This window comes from Psychrobacillus vulpis (assembly GCF_006861825.1).
GTDB lineage: Bacteria > Bacillota > Bacilli > Bacillales_A > Planococcaceae > Psychrobacillus > Psychrobacillus vulpis.
The window spans coordinates 52962-71962 of sequence record NZ_VDGI01000017.1 but is presented as its reverse complement, the minus strand read 5'-3'; the positions used below and the strand labels follow the sequence as shown (position 1 = coordinate 71962).

The following is a 19001-nucleotide window of genomic DNA, read 5'->3' as shown; positions in this document are numbered from 1 at the left end:
ACGAAAACGACCCCCATATAGAGAGTCGTTTCCAATTATTGTTCTGTTAATAAGTTATTTTCTAAAGCTTCTTCTTCAGGAGCTATTTTCATGATTTCTAAATATTGAATATGATGACCATCAATATCTTTTACCATAAATTCATAGCCTTGTTCTAGCATTTTTTCGCCTTTTACTGCATCGAAGCTTTTTGTCATAAACCAACCGCCAATTGTATCGATATCATCTTCATCAATATCAATGGAAAGTAAATCATTTACGTTCTCGATTAGCATTTTGGCGTCTACAATATAATGATTGTCACCCATTTTTTGAACCTCTGGAATTTCGTCCGTATCGAATTCGTCGCGAATATCTCCAACAATTTCTTCGATAATGTCTTCAATCGTTACTAATCCAGACGTACCACCATATTCGTCCATCAAAATAGCCATATGAATTCTTTCACGCTGAATTTTAAGTAATAAATCAGCAATTGGCATTGTTTCAATAACACGAATAATCGGTTGCATATAATCAATAACTGGGGTAGATCCGTTTTCCGGATTTTTTATATAAGCAGTTAATAAATTTTTCATATTTACAAGTCCAATAATATGGTCTTTGTCGCCATCTGTTACTGGATACCTTGTATATTGTTCTACACCTATTAACTCGAATACTTCATTTAATGTTAGATCTTTATCAATCGAAATAATTTCTGTTCGTGGAACCATTATTTCTTTTGCAATACGATCGTCAAATTCAAAAATCTTATTTACATATTTATATTCCGCTTGGTTAATTTCTCCGCTTTTTAAGCTGTCAGATAGAATCATACGAAGCTCTTCTTCTGAATGGGCTACTTCTGATTCTGAAACTGATTTTAAACCAAATACTCGAACAGCTAAGAAACGTGCGGAACCATTCATCCCTCTAATAACTGGATACATAAGGTAATCAAAAAGAATCAAAGGTTTTGCAACAGCTAAAGTAATTGCTTCTGCTCTTTGAATTGCAAAAGTTTTTGGTGTTAATTCACCTACAACTACGTGTATGAACGTTACAAGAGAAAATGCAATGATAAATGAAAGTACGGAGGAAACACTCTCCGGAAGGGCGAAATATTCAAAAGCTGGATGTAATAATGCTTCTACAGTCGGTTCTCCAAGCCACCCTAAACCTAAAGCAGTAATGGTAATACCGAGCTGACAGGCAGATAAATATTCATCCAAATTCGAGACGAGCTTTTTCGCATTTATCGCCTTTTTGTTTCCTTCAGCAATAAGCTGATCAATTCTTGTCGTTCTTACTTTTACGATTGCAAATTCACTCGCAACGAAAAATGCAGTGAACGCGATTAAGACAGCAAATGCTGTCAATCGTATGGCTATGTCCAAATAATTACTTTGTCCCTAACCCGAATGAGGGGTAGAACAAAGTGTACACCTCCTGTTTTCTAAAAAATAGTTTCTATATTTAATAATAAAATAATGTAAAGTAAAATACAAATCTTTCTTCTTGGAACGGAATGATTAATCATCTCTCCTGGTAGTTTCGTCACTATAAGAATTTACATAAACTTATTAAACGAAAAGTTAATTTTATATGATAATAGTAACTGAACAATCATGGGGGGAGATAAATGAAAAACAAATATACAGAAATTTTAAAGGCTGCAACAAAGTTAGGTTTAACATCATTTGGAGGACCAACTGCACATATTGGTTATTTTCGTGAAGAATATGTACAGAAACGTAAATGGCTAGATGATAAATTATTTGCAGATATCGTTGCGTTATGTCAATTTTTACCTGGCCCCGCTTCTTCTCAAGTAGGAATTTCGATAGGATTATTAAGAGGGGGATTATTAGGCGGAATCATTTCTTGGTTAGGTTTCACATTGCCATCTGTAATTATACTTATGCTATTTGCAACGTTTGTAACATCAACAGGTACATTTGATAGTGGTTGGATAAAAGGACTAAAAATAGTTGCTGTAGCAGTAGTGGCGCATGCTGTACTTGGTATGCAAAAATCACTTGCTCCAGACAAAACTAGAATTTCTATTGGAATAGCTTGTGCTATCTTAACATTACTTATTCCTACTGCAATTGGACAAATTGGTATTATTATAGCAGCGGGCCTTTTCGGATTTTTTTATTATAAAAAGGAAGTAGTGATAGCTGCGCCAAAAATGCAGCTTACTTTTGGTAAAAAGACAGGTTTAATCAGTTGGATGTTGTTTTTTACATTATTAATTTTTTTACCGATTATTAAGCCTTTTACTCAATCTATATATTTTTCAATTTTCGATACATATTATCGTGTTGGTTCTATTGTCTTTGGCGGTGGTCATGTCGTTCTACCGATGCTACAACGGGAAGTAGATGTTTCATCTGATTTATTTCTTGCTGGTTATGGAGCAGCACAAGCGGTTCCGGGTCCGCTATTCACATTAGCTGGTTACTTAGGACAAGTTACTGCAGGAACTTTTGGAGCAATTGTTGCAGTAGTTGCCATGTTTTTACCTTCCTTTTTTCTAGTACTTGGAACATTACCGTTTTGGTCTATTATCCGCTCGAAAAGAGGAGTTCAAGCTACGCTAAAAGGTGTAAATGCAGCAGTTGTAGGAATTCTTCTCGCTGCTTTATATGATCCAGTTTTTACAAGTGCTGTAAACAGTTCAATGGACTTTGTACTAGTGTTAATCACTTTTACTTTACTCGTAGTGTATAAATGGGCACCGATTAAAGTAGTATTATTAAGTGTAATAATTGGCGCAGTTGTTCATATTGTTTAATTAGTCATTTTTTTCAAAAAGTATTGACAATGGAAATTTCTATGTGCTAATGTTAAGGGACACTAAATATTAAAGAAATGGAGGTATGAAAAATGAATCGTTTAAAAGATACTACAAACAATTTAATAATTTGTTCATACCTGCCATCAGACGAAAATTTGATTTATTAATAGACAACTCGGATTTATAGTATTGTCTATTTTTGAAGCACATTACCGTACTATTGGTAATGTGCTTTTTTGCGTCTAATCACTTCCATATTTTGGTGTCAAATGAATGAAAAGGAGTGTTGAATATGCTTATTCAACGAACAAAACAAATTTTGTTAAAGGAATCACTTGAAGGCGGGTAGCCGAACATGAATAAAGAGAGAAAAGAAATGAGGGGTTAAAAAATGTTCTCAGTATTATTTAAATTAAAATGGTTTTTTAAAGACCATTGGAAGCGATATACGATAGCTGTAAGCTTACTTATTGTAGCTAGTGCTTTTGAAGTCTTGCCACCATGGTTAGTCGGAAAGGCAATCGATTCGATTACATTGGGGAAAATGACATCTGATTTGTTAATGCAATATGTATTGTACTTTGTTGGTATGATAATTGTCGGATATAGTTTGAACTTTGTTTGGCAATATCAATTATTTGGTGGATCTATTTCAATCGAACGTATATTACGAACAAAGTTAAATCGAAAGTTTTTAAGTATGACCCCGACTTTTTATGAAAAAAATCGTACGGGAGATTTAATGGCTCGTGCAACGAATGACTTAAATGCTGTTGCTACAACAGCTGGCTTTGGAATTATGACATTGATCGATTCTACGATGTATATGGCTGCACTCATCCTCGCAATGGGTTTCATTATTTCATGGAAGCTTACATTTTTTGCACTTTTACCTATTCCGATTTTAGCTTTTATTATGAAATATTTAGGGAAAATCATTCATGAAAAATACACGACAGCACAAGATGCTTTCGGAGATTTGAATGACCGTGTGCTAGAGTCTATTGCAGGTGTTCGAGTTATTCGAGCATACGTTCAAGAACGTGCAGATGAAAAAAAGTTCGCTGATATGAGTGAAGAGGTATATGAAAAAAACATGGTAGTAGAGCGAATTGATGCATTGTTCGGACCAATTACAAAAGTCGGAACAGGTATCAGTTATGTTGTTGCTTTAGGTTACGGAGCTTATCTCGTATCCAAAGGTGAAATGTCCGTAGGGAACTTAATCACCTTTAACGTTTACTTAGGTATGGCAATTTGGCCAATGTTCGCAATTGGAGAATTAATCAATGTCATGCAAAGAGGAAACGCTTCTCTTGATCGTGTCCATGAAACATTAGATTATGAGAAGGACGTAAAAGATCCGACAGTACCAGTTCCATTAAAAGATGTGAAGTCAATAGGATTTGAAGATGTAGGATTCCAATATCCATTATCTCAAGTAAAAAATCTTCAAAGTATTCGAGTGAACCTTCAAAAAGGTCAAACACTTGGAATTGTCGGGAAAACTGGTGCAGGAAAAACAACCTTTATGAAACAATTATTAAAGGAATATCCGATTGGATCCGGTCAACTGACGATAGGAGAGACAGCTATTTCTGAGCAAACGAAGGACCAAGTTTTAGAATGGATCGGGTATGTTCCTCAAGATCATGTTTTATTTTCTAGAACAATCCGTCAAAACATTCTTTTTGGGAAAGAAGATGCTACGGAAGAAGAGTTAGAAGATGCATTACGCTTAGCACATTTTCAACAAGATTTGATGAATTTACCAATGGGTCTAGAAACATTAGTTGGAGAAAAAGGTGTTTCATTATCTGGTGGTCAAAAACAGCGTGTGTCTATAGCGCGTGCACTTATCAAAAATCCAGAAATATTATTATTAGATGATTCGCTATCTGCAGTAGATGCAAAAACAGAAGCGAAAATTATTGAAAATATACAAAACGAACGTAGTGGGAAGACAACAATTATTACGACGCATCGATTGTCAGGTATTCAGCATGCAGACCATATTATCGTTTTAGATGAAGGGTTAATTGTTGAAGAAGGGACCCATGAGGAACTTCTTGAACAAAATGGCTGGTATAAAGAACAATACGATCGTCAACAGCTTGAGGGGGTGTCGTCATGAGTACTGGAAAACGACTCTACCATTATGCGTTATTTTATAAAAGACCAATAATCCTTGGACTAATCTTTTTAACAATTGCAGTGTTTGCCGATTTATCAGGTCCTTTCATTGCTAAAAGAATAATTGATGAGCATATTACTGACGGCTCTATTGATATTCAGCCAATTTTAATGCTATTGGTTCTATTCTTCAGTTTAACAATAGTAACAGCCGTTTTTAGATATTTTATGTTTATTAATCTACAAGTTGGTGCAAATCGAGTAGTACAGAAGCTGCGTAATGATGTATTTCAACATATCCAAACATTGCCAATCCAATACTTTGATAATTTGCCAGCAGGTAAAGTGGTTGCACGTGTAACAAATGATACAGAAGCAATTCGTAACTTATATGTGCAAGTGTTATCTCAGTTTGCAACTAGTATTATTTCTATTACTGGTGTTTATGTAGCACTTTTCATCTTAGATGCGAAGATGGCTGCAATGGCGCTATTTGTTGTTCCAATCGTGTATGTTTGGATGATTGGATATCGAAAATATGCTTCCAAATATAATCATATTGTGCGAACAAAGATTGCCGATTTAAATGCAATGCTCAATGAATCGATTCAAGGAATGTCCATTATTCAAGCATTTAAAAGAGAAAAACAAATGGATCGTGAATTTGAAGAAATGAACGAGGAACATTATCTCTATCAGAAGAAACTACTAGTACTCGATTCGGCTACAGCGTTTAACTTAGTAAGCGTACTACGCTCGATTATGTTCATTATGTTTATCGCTTATTTTGGATTTCAATCGATGGATCCAAATACAATCGTTTCAGCTGGTATGCTTTATGCGTTCGTGGATTATACGACAAGATTATTCAACCCAATTACAGGTATCGTAAATCAGTTCTCACAATTAGAACGATCACTTGTGGCTGGAAATCGTGTATTTAAATTACTTGATCAGCCAGGAGAGAAAGTGGAAGATCAACGAATAGAGCGTTACGAAGGGAATGTTGAGTTTCAAAATGTTTTCTTTGCATACAAAGAAGAAGAGTATGTCTTGAAGAACTTAAACTTTATTGCAAATAAAGGAGAAACGGTAGCGCTTGTTGGTCATACAGGGTCAGGTAAAAGTTCTATTATGAACTTATTGTTCCGATTCTATGATCCGTCTAAAGGGAAGATTCTTATTGATGGAGTAGATATAACAACGTTACCAAGACAAACAATTCGTGAGCATATGGGAATTGTATTGCAAGATCCGTATTTATTCTCTGGAACAATTGAGTCGAACGTAAGTCTAAACGATCCACGAATTTCTCGTGAGAAAGTGGAGGCAGCATTAGATGCAGTTGGTGGAGAGCGAGTGTTGAAAAATCTTGAAAAAGGTTTGGATGAACCCGTAATTGAGAAGGGTAGCACATTATCTTCTGGTCAAAGACAGTTAGTCTCTTTTGCGAGAGCACTTGCATTTGATCCTGCTATTCTTATTTTAGATGAAGCAACTTCTAATATTGATACGGAAACAGAAGAAATAATTCAGCATGCGATGGATGTACTGAAAAAAGGAAGAACGACTTTTATCATTGCACATCGACTTTCTACTATTAAAAATGCAGACCGTATTTTAGTACTTGATCGTGGTGAAATTGTGGAAAGTGGAACACATGAAGAGTTACTACAACTACAAGGTCGATATGAACAAATGTATAAATTACAAGCAGGAGTATCTCAGCACGTGTAAAAACGTGCAGGGATATTCCCTTTTTCGTTGCTTGGAAAACTATAAAATTTTGACGTGTGGATAAATTTCAACACGAGTTTCTACATCCAGACTCCAGGGTCATACCCTTTGGGGTCAAATGTAAAAGTAGTTGTGTCTGTGTCGTTGCCTGCTTGGCCCGCACGATAGTGAGCACTGAAAATGTCCATATCCGGCGTGGTACATTAACCGAATAGATAAGAAAATCGTTGAAAAGGCTCCCTTTCCGCGGACGTTGCCTTAGCCTCCTCGCTCCGCTGCGGGGTCTTCGGCTAACGCTGTTCCCGCAGGAGTGTCGCCTTTTTCAACGATTTTCTATAAAAAAATAGTGTTTATCTGAGAAGTCCTAATAAATGACGTTGCCAGATGTGGTTGCCTAATATTCCAATAGATAAGAAATTCGTTGAAATGGCTCCCTTTTCGCGGGCGTTGCCTCAGTCTCTTCGTTCGCTGCGGGGTCTTCGACTAACGTTGTTCCCGCAGGAGTGTCGCCTTTTTCAACGAGTTTCTATAAATAAATAGTGTTTATCTGAGAAGTCCTAATAAATGACGTTGCCAGATGTGGTTGCCTAATATTCCAATAGATAAGAAAATCGTTGAAAAGGCTCCCTTTCCGCGGACGTTGCCTTAGCCTCCTCGTTTCGCTGTGGGGTCTTCGGCTAACGTTGTTCCGGCAGGAGTGTCGCCTTATTCAACGATTTTCTAGAAATGAAAACGTCTCTATCATTCCAAGGTGCCAGATGGGCTTGTCCAATATCCTAATAGATAAGAAAATCGTTGAAAAGGCTCCCTTTCCGCGGGCGTTGCCTTAGCCTCCTCGCTCCGCTGTGGGGTCTTCGGCTAACGATGTTCCCGCAGGAGTTTCGCCTTTTTCAACGATTTTCTAGAAATGAAAAAGTCTCTATCATTTGAAGGTTCCAGATGGGCTTGTCCAATATCCTAATAGATAAGAAAATCGTTGAAAAGGCTCCCTTTCCGCGGACGTTGCCTTAGCCTCCTCGTTTCGCTGTGGGGTCTTCGGCTAACGATGTTCCCGCAGGAGTTCGCCTTTTTCAACGATTTTCTAGAAATGAAAACGTCTCTATCATTCGAAGGTGCCAGATGGGCTTGTCCAATATCCTAATAGATAAGAAAATCGTTGAAAAGGCTCCCTTTCCACGGGCGTTGCCTTAGCCTCCTCGCTCCGCTGCGGGGTCTTCGGCTAACGCTGCTCCCGCAGGAGTGTCGCCTTTTTCAACGATTTTCTAGAAATATAAAAGTATTTACCAAAAAAAATAGACAGTTTTTTAGTGCCCTGGCTTCGAATCTAAAATCGCGTATGTAATCTAATGTTTGCTATTGAACTTTTTTACCGGTAGTCGTATATTTAGAGAAACGAAATAAATAAAAAAGAGGTCCTGTATGATTAAGTGGATGCAAGATTGGAAAATGAAGATATCTTCTTTTAATAAAAATATACGATTGTTCATGCTTGCAAATATACTCATCCAAATTGGAATGGGAGTATTTTCAGTAATGTACAATCTATATGTAAAAGAACTAGGTTTTCCAGAGACAGTAAGCGGTAAAGTGATCTCCATGACCTCGCTTGCAACGGCTATTATGCTTATTCCAGCAGGTTTTTTAAGTGATCGTTTTGGACGTAAATGGATTATTGTTATAGGAACTACTATAACGGCTTTCACTCTCTTTTACCGAAGTGTTTCAGAAGGGGAGCAGTCTATCGTCTATGCAGCTTTTTTTACGGGTCTTTTTATGGCACTTGTTCAAGTTTCTGGTGTACCTTTTTTAGCTGAGAACTCAAAAGCTAGTGAACGAATGCATTTGTTTAGTATTCACTTTTCTTTGGTGACGATTGCAAGTGTAATTGGAAGCTTAGGGGGAGGAGTACTAGCGGACGTGCTACATATGTATGCTAGTATGTCTGTTCAAGAATCTATAGAGTGGGCATTGATAGTGGGAGCAGTTATTTTCACATTCGGACTTTTTCCATTATTCGGGTTAAAACCGAGTGAGAATATAGTGGAAAAAGAGAAAGCTACAAACTTAATAGAGAAAGAGTTACCTAGTAATTTTAAGCGAAATATTAAGATTATTGTGCTGTTTGGATTTGCTAATTTGCTTATAGGAACAGGCTCTGGATTAGTTATTCCTTATTTAAATTTATATTTCTCTAATCGATTTGACGCATCGAATGCTTATATTGGGCTAGTTTTGTCACTTGGATCTGCTATGACAGCTGTTGCGATGTTGTTAGGTCCTGCACTTGTGAAACAGGTTGGTCAAGTTCGCGCATTAGTGATATTCCAGCTACTTTCTATTCCTTTTTTATTTATCACAGGATATACAAATTCACTTGCAGTTGCATCTGTTGGTTTTTTGCTTCGTCAAGCACTGATGAATGCTGGAAATCCGATACAAAGTGCGATTGCGATGGATCTAGTTCACGATAAATACAAAGGGCTTGCAAACTCGGTAAACCAAATGGTATTTAATATCGGTTGGGCTAGCACAGGAGCAATATCTACTGGGCTAGTAATGGCATATGGATTCTATTGGGGCTATGCTTATACATTTTCGATTACAGGTATTTTATATATAATTGCAGCAACGTATTTTTATATTTTATTTGGAAGAAAGAAAATGGGGTCTTCATAAGAAAAGCGCTAGGGAAAATAGTATCCCCAGCGCTTTTCTTAATCATATACATGAAACAACATTAGCTCATGAATCATTTTTTTAACAGTTTCTTCTTCCGTAGGTATTTCCCCTATCCATTTAATCGTGCCATCTGCATCGTATTCTCCAGTATATCTGGTTTGTTTATAGAAAAATGAAATAGACCAACCTGGTAATTGTTTGTTTTCAAAAAGCGGTTTAAAGCTAAAATGCTGTAACATACATATCAACCTTTCATGTGACATAATTTGCTCGCATACACTAGTAGAAATGACTAGCGAAGGAGCATCAAATTGTTTGTAGAAAATTTACAAAAAGCGATACAAAATGAATATGCAGATTATCATTATTACAAAAGTATGTATAATTTAACGAGCGATCCATATTGGCAAGGATTTATTCAACATATGTATGAGGATGAAAAAAGCCATTATGAAATGTTCCAACAACTCTATTATATGCTGACAGGGACTTTTGTACAAAACTTGCAAAAACGCGCTTCCTGCATAAATTTAAAGGCATGTGCAAAAAGTGCAGTTAAAGATGAGCTAGAGGCTGCAGAAATGTATAAAGAAATGTTACTACAAATACCAATTCAACAAGCGTATGCACCATTATTTGTGGCGATGCATGACGAGACAGAGCATGCGATCCGTTTATCAATGATGTACAATGCGTTGTAAATAATTTCAGAGTTTACCATTCCTCTGCTATAATAAGTGTGAAGTTAGAGGAAAAAGGTGAAATAGATGGGGTTAATATGGACGATTGTATTTATGGCAGCAGTCGGAGCAGCTATTGGGGCAGTAACGAATCACTATGCTATTAAAATGTTATTTAGACCACATGAAGCAAAATATATTGGATCATGGCGGGTTCCATTCACACCAGGGTTAATACCAAAAAGACGTGACGAACTTGCAAAACAATTAGGAAACACAGTGATTAATCACTTACTAACTCCTGACATCTTTAAAAGAAAATATTTTAATGATGAAATGCAAGAGAAAACGACAAAAATAATTGTTCAACAATTAAATGAGAAGATTCTTCTTTCAGATAAAACTATCGGAGATTGGTTAATGTTTGGCGGTATTGAGAATGTTGCATCAATGGCAAATGAAAAAATTAATGAGCAAGTGGACATTCAATTTAACCGTTTAAAAACTCGATTTGAGCATGAAACGATCCGTCAGCTTGCTCCAGTAGATTGGCAACTGAAAGCGGATAGTAAAGTAGCAGAAATAGTAGGGTATATCCTTCTAAAAGGTGAAGAATTTTTCGTCTCGGAAGAAGGGAAAATGACCGTAAAAAATTTAATTGATGATTTTCTTTCAACAAAAGGAACACTTGGAAGCATGATTCAAATGTTCGTTGGGGAATCTTCCTCTCTTGCTGGTAAGGTACAGCCAGAGATATTAAAGTTTTTAAGAGCACCCGGAACAAAAAATATGTTGGAGAAAATCGTAAAAAATGAATGGGAAAAGCTTAAAGATCGACCTGTTATAGAAATAATGGATGGATTCGATTTTGAACCAGTCATTGCTAATGTGAAAGGATATTTGACTAAACAATTGGCAATAGAAGAGAGACTGAACCATAGTTTAGTTCATTATTTCCCAGAAGCAACAGAATGGGCACAAACAAAGCTTGTTCCAAAATTAATTTCATATGCTTTTATAGAAGCAGAAGCAAAGCTAGAGGAAATATTACGCAAAATGAAATTAGAAGAAATGGTTAAAGAACAAGTTGATTCTTTCCCAGTTGCGCGTTTAGAAGAAATTGTACTTGGCATATCGAAAAAAGAGTTTAAAATGATAACAGTACTAGGTGGGGTTCTTGGTGGTCTTATTGGGATAATCCAAGGATTAATTGTATTTTTTACAAGTTAAATCAAAGGAGCAAAATAAAAATGATTAATATCTATGATGACATTAACAAATTAGAAGCAACACTTCGTAAAACAGATGAGTTCTCCAATGTAAAAGCAGCTGTCGAGTCTGTGAAAGAAGATCCAGAGGCACTTGCCTTGTTTAAAAGCTTCCGCAAAATTCAATTGTCTCTTCAGGAGAAACAAATGAAGGGTGAAGAAATTTCTGGTGAGGAATTAGAATACGCACAAAAAACGGCACAACTTGCACAAGGAAATGAGAAAATTTTTCATATGCTACAAGCTGAAATGGGATTAAGCCAATTAATTGAAGAAGTTAATCGTGTATTAATAAAACCTGTACAAGAGTTATACGAAGGCATTTAAATTTTATAGAATCTTCCACAAAAAATGTGGGAGATTCTTTTTTTGTTCTTATAAGTATTTCATGAATAGAAGAAGGAATTATGTAGAGATTGTCGAAATAGTAATTAATGAATGACTATTCACTTATAAAGGGGAAAGAGTTATGTATAAAACATTGTTATTAGAAAAAGAAGGGCGAATTGCAACTTTAATATTGAATCGACCGGATGCAATGAATTCGATGAATGGTGTAATGATGAAAGAACTTGCAGAATGTCTCGAGTCCATTAAACAAGATACTTCCGTTCAAGTGCTTCTATTAAAGGGAGAAGGACGTGCATTTTCTGCAGGTGGAGATATTAAAGCAATGTTAGATACAGACAATCCATTTAATATAGAAGAAGCGATGTCATATGTTTCACGTATTGCAATGGCTTTATATACTTCGCCACAAATTACAATAGCTTCTGTCCACGGAGCAGCAGCGGGGCTTGGTCTTAGTATGGTACTAGCATGCGATATTATTATCGCAGAAGAAAATAGTAAACTGGCGATGAATTTTATAGGTATAGGACTAATACCAGATGGCGGAGGCCATTTCTTCTTAAAAGAGAGAGTAGGAATCCCAAGAGCAAAACAGCTTATGTGGAGTGGTCAAATATTTAAAGGAAAAGAAGCAAAAGAAATAGGACTTGTCGATGAAGTAGCGTCAGAAGGCTTGGGGTGGGCAACTGCAATGTCCTATGCACAAAAGCTAATGAAATCTCCATTAGCTGCAATGATCGCTTCCAAAGAAATTTTACATGCCAATCAAATAAAAGAATTAGAATTAATACTCGAAAAAGAAGCGAAGAATCAATCCGCCATGCGTAAAACAGTAGATCATTTAGAAGGCATACAAGCATTTGTTCAAAAACGTCAACCGGAGTTTAAAGGAAAGTAAATTAAATTGTAGTTGCAGATCATCCCATGGAAATCTGCAACTCTTTTTATGTCAAAATTTCCTTTTCCAACTAACGATACGATTATTCCAACTAAATCATTCAAAATTTCAACTAAAATCATTTCTAAAGAAAAACTTCCTAAAAAGGGACTAAAACCAATACGGTTTTAGTCCCTTAAAATCACACGTGGAATAATACAAGCTTCCCTGCGCTATTAACTAAACGATGAGTAGTTTCTAGGAGTCCTTTTTCTTCGATTGCTGCTTCCCCTTTTTTCTTTGCTTCGTCATCATTCTCGAAAGTCCATGTCTCTTCTACGATTAGCTTCCCTGTTGGTTCAAATGCAGTAAATTTATACGATTTCATGAAACAACACCCCTTTATTATACTTACATATTATTATACATAAAAAATGTTAAAAGGAAATGTAAAGTGAGCTTGACAATGGTTTTGCAAGTAAAGTATACTTTACGTAAAGTTAGCTTTACAAAGAAGGTGGTTATACACATGGAAAATTTAGTAAGAGAAAAGCGGATTGCTTTAGGAATGACACAAGATGAGCTATCAGCCTTGCTGGATGTTTCCAGACAAACGATTATATCGTTAGAAAAAGGACGGTATAATCCTTCCATTACATTAGCTTTTAAGCTCTCGAAATTGTTCCAATGTGCGATAGAGGAAATATTCATATACGAGGAGGAATAGGTATGTATGAGGATTTTGATTTATTATCATTTTTGGTAGGTTTACCTCTTGCGATTGTAGTGATGGTGATTGTGTTTTTAATCATGAGAAGAATAGGGAAGAAGAGGAGATGGTTTGATGAGCGTTATATTAGAATACATGAAAAAGCCCGCTCCTTATCTTGGTTAGTTACGACAATAACAATTTTAATTGTATGGATGATTATTATTGTTATGGAAGGGCCAAGTTTTGCTTTTTTCTTGTTAACGGGGATATGGGTAGTTCATATGAGTTCTTACGGAATTGGTGCAATTATTGCTAATAAATCGAACTAAATTTACTAAAAGGATATTGATAAATTCTAGCTTTTTCAGTTTAAGGAGGTAATTAATATGAAAAATAATACTAAATGGGCATTATTCGTTTCGCTATTTGTATTAATTGGATTTCCAATAATATTTTTGTTTATTTCATTATTTACCGAGCAATGGAAATATCTAATTTATAGTGTGCCTTGTTCCTTTACTGCTGGTTTTACTGGATTGATCGTAACAATTCAACAGATAAAAAAAGAGCGAAGAATGCTTAATTAACCAATTCATTTAAGCTGTTCAATGATCTATTTATTTAATAGGATATATTTACTTAAAAGATTGCACACATTTAATTGTATGCAATCTTTTCCTTATGGTAAAATAAGAACAAATATTCTATTTTGAATTTATTTAGCAGAAGTCTTCTACTTCTATAAGTAGTGAGAAGAATGTCAAAACTTCCTCCCATTCAGGGAGCTGAATAAGGTTAAAGCCACTGGCGGATGTCACAGATATTTCATCGAATTAGTTCGATGGAAAATGTGGAAGCGAATACGCCAAGGACAAATTGATGAGGGGTGTACTAAATGGCAGAAATTCGTTTTCTTCATATAGCAGATTTGCATTTGGATAGTCCTTTTAAAGGTATTTCATCCATTCCGCAAAGTAGATGGAAAGATATATGCGAGAGTACATTTCATGCTTTTACTAGAATTATCGAGTATGCGTTAGAAAATAAGCCAGATTTTGTACTAATTGTTGGAGATATTTACGATGGAGAAAATAGAAGCTTACGTGCGCAGCATATATTTCAAAAAGGGATGGAATCTCTCCAGTCGGAGGGAATTCCTGTTTTTCTATGCTATGGCAACCATGATCATTTAAGTGGGAAATGGGTGAGATTTCAGCTGCCAGATAATGTACAAGTATTTGGTGAAGAAGTAGAAACGAAAATGATTGAGGTAAGAGGGAAAAAAGTTCATGTAACTGGTTTTAGTTATAAGGAACGTCATATTAATGAAGCGATGCATCGTTATTATCCATCAGTGAAAGATGCTAGTGAATACCATATAGGAATGCTTCATGGTAGTGTGGAAGGAAATGAAGAACATGATGTTTATGCTCCTTTTCGTAAAAGCGATTTAATAGGGAAGGGCTACGATTATTGGGCTCTTGGTCATATTCACAAAAGACAAGTTCTTCATAATGATCCTCCAATCGTATATCCTGGAAATACGCAAAGCAGGCATCGAAATGAAAAAGGAATGAAGGGATTCTATGATGTCTCTTTATCAAAAGGGAATTCAGTCCTTCATTTTATCCCCTCGTCTTCTTTTATTTATGATGAAATAGAAGTATCTTGTGAAGGTGTCGTCCATGCAAACGATTTAATAGCTCGCATTGAAGAAAAGCTGACTTCATATAGCGCATCAAATGGTAATTCAATTGTAGATTTAATACTTACTAATATATTGGAAGATACGGAAGATCTGCTCCAATCAACGACTAAAGAAGAATGGCTTTCCGTGATTCAAGAGTGCATGGACGAAAAAAATCCTTTTATTATCGTACAACAGCTTAAACTTGAAATGTCAAAAGATACATTAAAAGAATCTGCTATGCTATTGCAATTGATACAACAATGGAACACTTTCGATTGGAAGTATACTTTAAAGGAACTGTATCAGCATCCAAAAGGAAGTAGATATCTTGTCCCAATCGAAACAGACTTAACGAAAGAAATCATAGAAGAGGTAGAACAGCTATTGTCTAAAGTTGTTGCACAGAGGAGTGAATAAACGATGAAAATAGAAAAACTCCATATTTACGGCTTTGGAAAACATGAGAATGTACAAATAGATTTAAATGCAGGAATGAACATCTTTTATGGTGAAAATGAAGCAGGGAAATCTACAATTCAGCAATTTATATTGCATATACTTTTTGGGTTCCCACAAAAAAATGCACAAGTATTAAGATACGAACCAAAAAGTGGAGCTACCTACGGAGGTAAGATTCAATTATTGGATGAACAACAAGGTCGAGTTGTAATAGAACGTGTAAAAGGGAAAGCGAGTGGGGATGTTACTCTTTACTTTGAAAATGGAACACGAGGTGGAGAAAAAGAACTAACTAGCTTGCTACATTCCTATAATCGTTCAGATTTCGAAGCGATATTTTCATTTTCAATGCTTCAATTACAAGGGTTTGAAAAAATGACGGAGGAAGAGTTAACTCGAACTTTACTTTCTTCTGGAACGACCGGCATGGATACTTTATCGATTTTAGAAGCGCAGTTTGTTAAAGAAATGGGAGAACTGTTTAAGCCAAGTGGAAAAAAACCGGTTATCAATCAAAAAATAGAGGAAATAAGATCGATAGAAGCAGAATGGAAATTGCATCTAGAGGAAGTAGATAAATACGAACCTTCTATTAAACGTTTAAAAGAAATTGAACAGCAAATAGTAGAGTGTAGCGAACTAGAAAAAACAGTAACAACGGAGTTAAAACGATTTATACAATGGAAGCAATTAAAGCCAATTAAAGAAAAACAAATAGAACTAGTAAATGCACTAGAAAAAGTAAAGCACCAAAACTTCCCTATAGATGGAATTCGACGTTATGAAATCCTAAGAGAAAAAGAAGTGAATGTAAAAATTGCAATAGAACAATTAAGTGAAAATCTTAAGGATTTAAAGAAGAACAACGAAATAATGACGGTAAATCAATTAGAGTCATTACAATCTTTTCTAGCATATGAAACAGAATGGCATCAGTTGAAAGCTAAACGGATTCAAATAGAAGAAGAACACAATAGGACATTGCAAAACCAAATGCAACAGTTAGCATTAGTAGGAATAGACTGGGAAAAGAACTTAACGGATATCGTAAAGGCAGACGTATCCATTCAACAAGAAGAAAAGCTCGTATCGTTATTAAAAAAACATGAACAACTTGAAGTTGAATTGAAACAAGAGAATCGATTCCTTCAAGTCAAATCTGAAGATCTTCGAAAGCAACAAGCCCGTATTCAAGAGTGGAAGCACAGTAATAAAGCTACTTCCTTGGAAAATAACAAAACTAATGGATTTTCAATAGTGTATAGTAGTGCCATTATATTAATGGGAGTCCTCCTAGGTTTTCTACTGTCGAATTGGATGTTTACGCTAATAGCTGTAATTATAAGCTTTTTTGTGTTTGCAGCGTTTTATTTTATACCAAAAACGATGAAGCAATCAACTGACGTAAAAATGTATGAAAGTATTTTGAAGAAAGAAGAACTATCCTTAAAAGAGCAAGTTGGGCAGTTAGAGAATACAATACATGTATTGGAAAGTGAAAAGCAAAAGAATCATCAAGATGTGCAAATTTTTTTGGAGAACTACCATTTAAGTAGTAAGCTCTCATCGAACTTATTAAAAGAACTATTTAATAGACTTCGAATTATACAAGAGCTACAAATACAACTAGATCAAATGGAAATTACTTTATATGAAGTAAGAGAGAGAATGCAAGAATTAATACAACAAGCCAAAAGAGTAGCGAATCTATCCTTAATAGAAGATATGTTATTCCATCAGCTTCGAGAGCATTATTTGTCTGAAAAGAAAAAGGTAGAGGAGCATGAATCCATTAATAGTAAGATAAAGGAGATTACTATTAAGCAAAAAGAAAATACAACCTTGCTTGAAGCGTACGAACAAAGTATTCAAGAGCTATTCTATGAGGCAGAAGTGAAATCTGCAAATGATTATTATTTAGCGCATACTTTGTTTGAACAAAGAGTATCATTTGAAAAAGAATTACACCATATTCAGATGCAGCTAGGAAGTATAGATATTGGATTAGATGAATTTGATGATTCTTTTGAAAAAGAAAGCAATGATAAACTACAAATACTTCAAACTCGAAGAAATGAATTAGTTGAAGAAAAAGCATCTTTACAATACAAAACAAATAAACTATTAAATGAAGAGCAACATAGTGAGATTTTGCAAAAGCTTGAACAGAAAAAAGCAGAACTTCATGAATACGTAAAGAAATGGTCTTCTTATAAAGCGGTAGTAGAAGCTATTAAACAAATGATGATGCAGTTAAAGGAAGAACGTCTGCCAGAAGTATTAGAATTAGCTCAAAATTATTTTAAAATGCTTACGGGTAGTTCATATGAACATCTTGTGCTCACACCGGATGGAACCTTTGAAGCAATCAAATCAAATGGTCAGCGTTTTCGGATTGCTGAACTTAGTCAAGCAACAAAAGAGCAAGCCTACATTTCACTTCGGATGTCACTTGCTATATCATTGAAAAACGAAGCTCCTTTTCCAATAATTATGGATGATCCATTTGTACATTTCGATCGTTTCCGAGTACAACAAGTGGTACAATTAATGTCAGATATACAAAATGATTATCAACTACTGTATTTTACATGTCATGAAAATATGCGGTATGTCTGGAAGGAAGCTCATATCGTACAAGTAGCGACTTTATTAGCCGGAAGTGGAGGGATTGTAAAATGAAAGGTATTACACAACTACGAGTAGGGGATCCAGTAGATCATTTCTTACTAATAAAACAATCAACGAAAGGCGTAACTACGGTTGGAAAGCCTTTTATGTCTCTTGTTTTGCAAGATAAAAGTGGTGACATCGAAGCAAAGCTATGGGATACGAACGAAGAGCATGAAAAATTATTTGCTGCAAGTCAAATTGTTCGGGTAGGTGGGGAAATCCAAGACTATCGAGGGAAATTTCAGCTTCGCGTGAAAAGTATTCGACCAGCTAAATCGGATGAATCCATAACGGTTAATGATCTTGTACCATCTGCTGAGAAGTCGAAAGAAGAACTGTTGGAAGAATTATTACAATATTTCTTTGAAATGAAAAATCCATTAATACAACGAATTACTCGACACTTATTGAAAAAACATCAACCAGCGTTTATGACTTTCCCAGCTGCAACGAAAAATCATCATGATTATGCTTCAGGATTAATTGATCATGTTGTTTCGATGTTAAAACTAGGGAAAGCATTATGTGTGTTGTATCCAACACTAAATAAAGACCTTCTGTATGCAGGGATTATTTTGCATGACATAGGAAAAGTATTAGAACTTTCTGGACCTGTTGCAACAACCTATACGATTGAAGGGAACTTGCTTGGTCATATTACGATTATGGTAAATGAAATTTCCAAAGCGGCAGAAGAGTTACAAATTGAAGGTGAAGAGGTAATGCTTCTTCAACATATGGTACTTTCTCATCATGGAAAAGAAGAGTGGGGAAGTCCGAAGCGTCCAATGGTTCGAGAAGCGGAAATCTTGCATTATATTGATAACATTGATGCGAAAATGAATATGCTGAATCGTGCGTTAGATAAAACAAATCCAGGTGAATTTACGGAGCGTTTATTTCCACTTGAAAATCGTTCTTTCTATAAGCCGACATTTGAATAACAAAAAAGCGTAA

At 35.5% G+C, this 19001-nt stretch carries 17 protein-coding genes; 14 read left to right on the top strand and 3 right to left on the bottom strand.

All coding sequences use genetic code 11. From position 1 onward, the window contains the following. Positions 1-35: 35 nt before the first annotated feature. On the bottom strand, positions 36-1379 hold the full coding sequence (locus tag FG384_RS14700) for a hemolysin family protein (protein ID WP_240793441.1): 1344 nt from the start codon (positions 1377-1379) through the stop codon (positions 36-38). A 245-nt stretch (positions 1380-1624) separates the two neighbouring features. On the opposite strand from FG384_RS14700, the gene chrA reads away from it, so the two are divergent. The 4 genes from chrA to FG384_RS14680 all read left to right on the top strand — a co-directional run bounded on the left by chrA (position 1625) and on the right by FG384_RS14680 (position 9331). Further along, complete coding sequence (gene chrA, locus FG384_RS14695; protein WP_142643364.1) at positions 1625-2782, top strand: chromate efflux transporter; 1158 nt, start codon at positions 1625-1627, stop codon at positions 2780-2782. 394 nt (positions 2783-3176) lie between these two features. Further along, entirely contained in the window at positions 3177-4919 is a 1743-nt protein-coding gene (locus tag FG384_RS14690; RefSeq protein ID WP_142643363.1) for an ABC transporter ATP-binding protein, read from the top strand. Beyond that, positions 4916-6655 (top strand): ABC transporter ATP-binding protein, encoded by a 1740-nt coding sequence (locus FG384_RS14685; RefSeq protein WP_142643362.1) that lies wholly within the window; start codon positions 4916-4918, stop codon positions 6653-6655. Before FG384_RS14690 ends, FG384_RS14685 begins: the two co-directional genes overlap by 4 nt. A gap of 1419 nt (positions 6656-8074) precedes the next feature. Then, positions 8075-9331: an MFS transporter gene (locus tag FG384_RS14680; RefSeq protein WP_142643361.1), complete on the top strand. Its 1257-nt coding sequence runs from the start codon at positions 8075-8077 to the stop codon at positions 9329-9331. A 38-nt stretch (positions 9332-9369) separates the two neighbouring features. Here the strand turns inward: FG384_RS14680 and FG384_RS14675 are convergent, their stop codons facing one another. Continuing rightward, positions 9370-9573 carry a YheE family protein gene (locus FG384_RS14675; protein ID WP_142643360.1) on the bottom strand — a complete coding sequence of 68 codons (204 nt, stop codon included), beginning with the start codon at positions 9571-9573 and terminating at the stop codon, positions 9370-9372. A gap of 72 nt (positions 9574-9645) precedes the next feature. Between FG384_RS14675 and FG384_RS14670 the strand changes: the two genes are divergently transcribed. The 4 genes from FG384_RS14670 (at position 9646) to FG384_RS14655 (ending at position 12531) form a co-directional block, all read left to right on the top strand. Further along, entirely contained in the window at positions 9646-10035 is a 390-nt protein-coding gene (locus FG384_RS14670; protein WP_142643359.1) for a ferritin-like domain-containing protein, read from the top strand. Between the two features lie 66 nt (positions 10036-10101). After that, a complete protein-coding gene (locus FG384_RS14665; RefSeq protein ID WP_142643358.1) occupies positions 10102-11244 on the top strand; it encodes a DUF445 domain-containing protein in 1143 nt (380 codons plus the stop codon). A gap of 20 nt (positions 11245-11264) precedes the next feature. After that, positions 11265-11609, top strand: a complete 345-nt coding sequence (locus FG384_RS14660; protein WP_142643357.1) for a YlbF/YmcA family competence regulator — start codon at positions 11265-11267, stop codon at positions 11607-11609. Positions 11610-11751: 142 nt separating this feature from the next. After that, a complete protein-coding gene (locus tag FG384_RS14655) occupies positions 11752-12531 on the top strand; it encodes an enoyl-CoA hydratase (protein WP_142643356.1) in 780 nt (259 codons plus the stop codon). 181 nt (positions 12532-12712) lie between these two features. Here FG384_RS14655 and FG384_RS14650 read toward each other — a convergent pair whose 3' ends face one another. After that, entirely contained in the window at positions 12713-12898 is a 186-nt protein-coding gene (locus FG384_RS14650) for a YhzD family protein (RefSeq protein ID WP_142643355.1), read from the bottom strand. Between the two features lie 141 nt (positions 12899-13039). Here FG384_RS14650 and FG384_RS14645 point away from each other — a divergent pair, with 141 nt between their 5' ends. The 6 genes from FG384_RS14645 to yhaM all read left to right on the top strand — a co-directional run bounded on the left by FG384_RS14645 (position 13040) and on the right by yhaM (position 18988). After that, entirely contained in the window at positions 13040-13237 is a 198-nt protein-coding gene (locus FG384_RS14645; protein ID WP_142643354.1) for a helix-turn-helix transcriptional regulator, read from the top strand. A gap of 2 nt (positions 13238-13239) precedes the next feature. After that, positions 13240-13551, top strand: a complete 312-nt coding sequence (locus FG384_RS14640; protein ID WP_142643353.1) for a DUF2178 domain-containing protein — start codon at positions 13240-13242, stop codon at positions 13549-13551. A 57-nt stretch (positions 13552-13608) separates the two neighbouring features. Then, positions 13609-13809, top strand: coding sequence for a hypothetical protein (locus tag FG384_RS14635; RefSeq protein ID WP_142643352.1), 201 nt, complete (start codon positions 13609-13611; stop codon positions 13807-13809). Between the two features lie 308 nt (positions 13810-14117). After that, positions 14118-15329: a metallophosphoesterase family protein gene (locus FG384_RS14630; RefSeq protein ID WP_142643351.1), complete on the top strand. Its 1212-nt coding sequence runs from the start codon at positions 14118-14120 to the stop codon at positions 15327-15329. Between the two features lie 3 nt (positions 15330-15332). Next, a complete protein-coding gene (locus FG384_RS14625) occupies positions 15333-18053 on the top strand; it encodes an ATP-binding protein (RefSeq protein WP_142643350.1) in 2721 nt (906 codons plus the stop codon). Beyond that, a complete protein-coding gene (yhaM, locus tag FG384_RS14620) occupies positions 18050-18988 on the top strand; it encodes a 3'-5' exoribonuclease YhaM (RefSeq protein ID WP_142643349.1) in 939 nt (312 codons plus the stop codon). Before FG384_RS14625 ends, yhaM begins: the two co-directional genes overlap by 4 nt. Positions 18989-19001 lie beyond the last annotated feature (13 nt).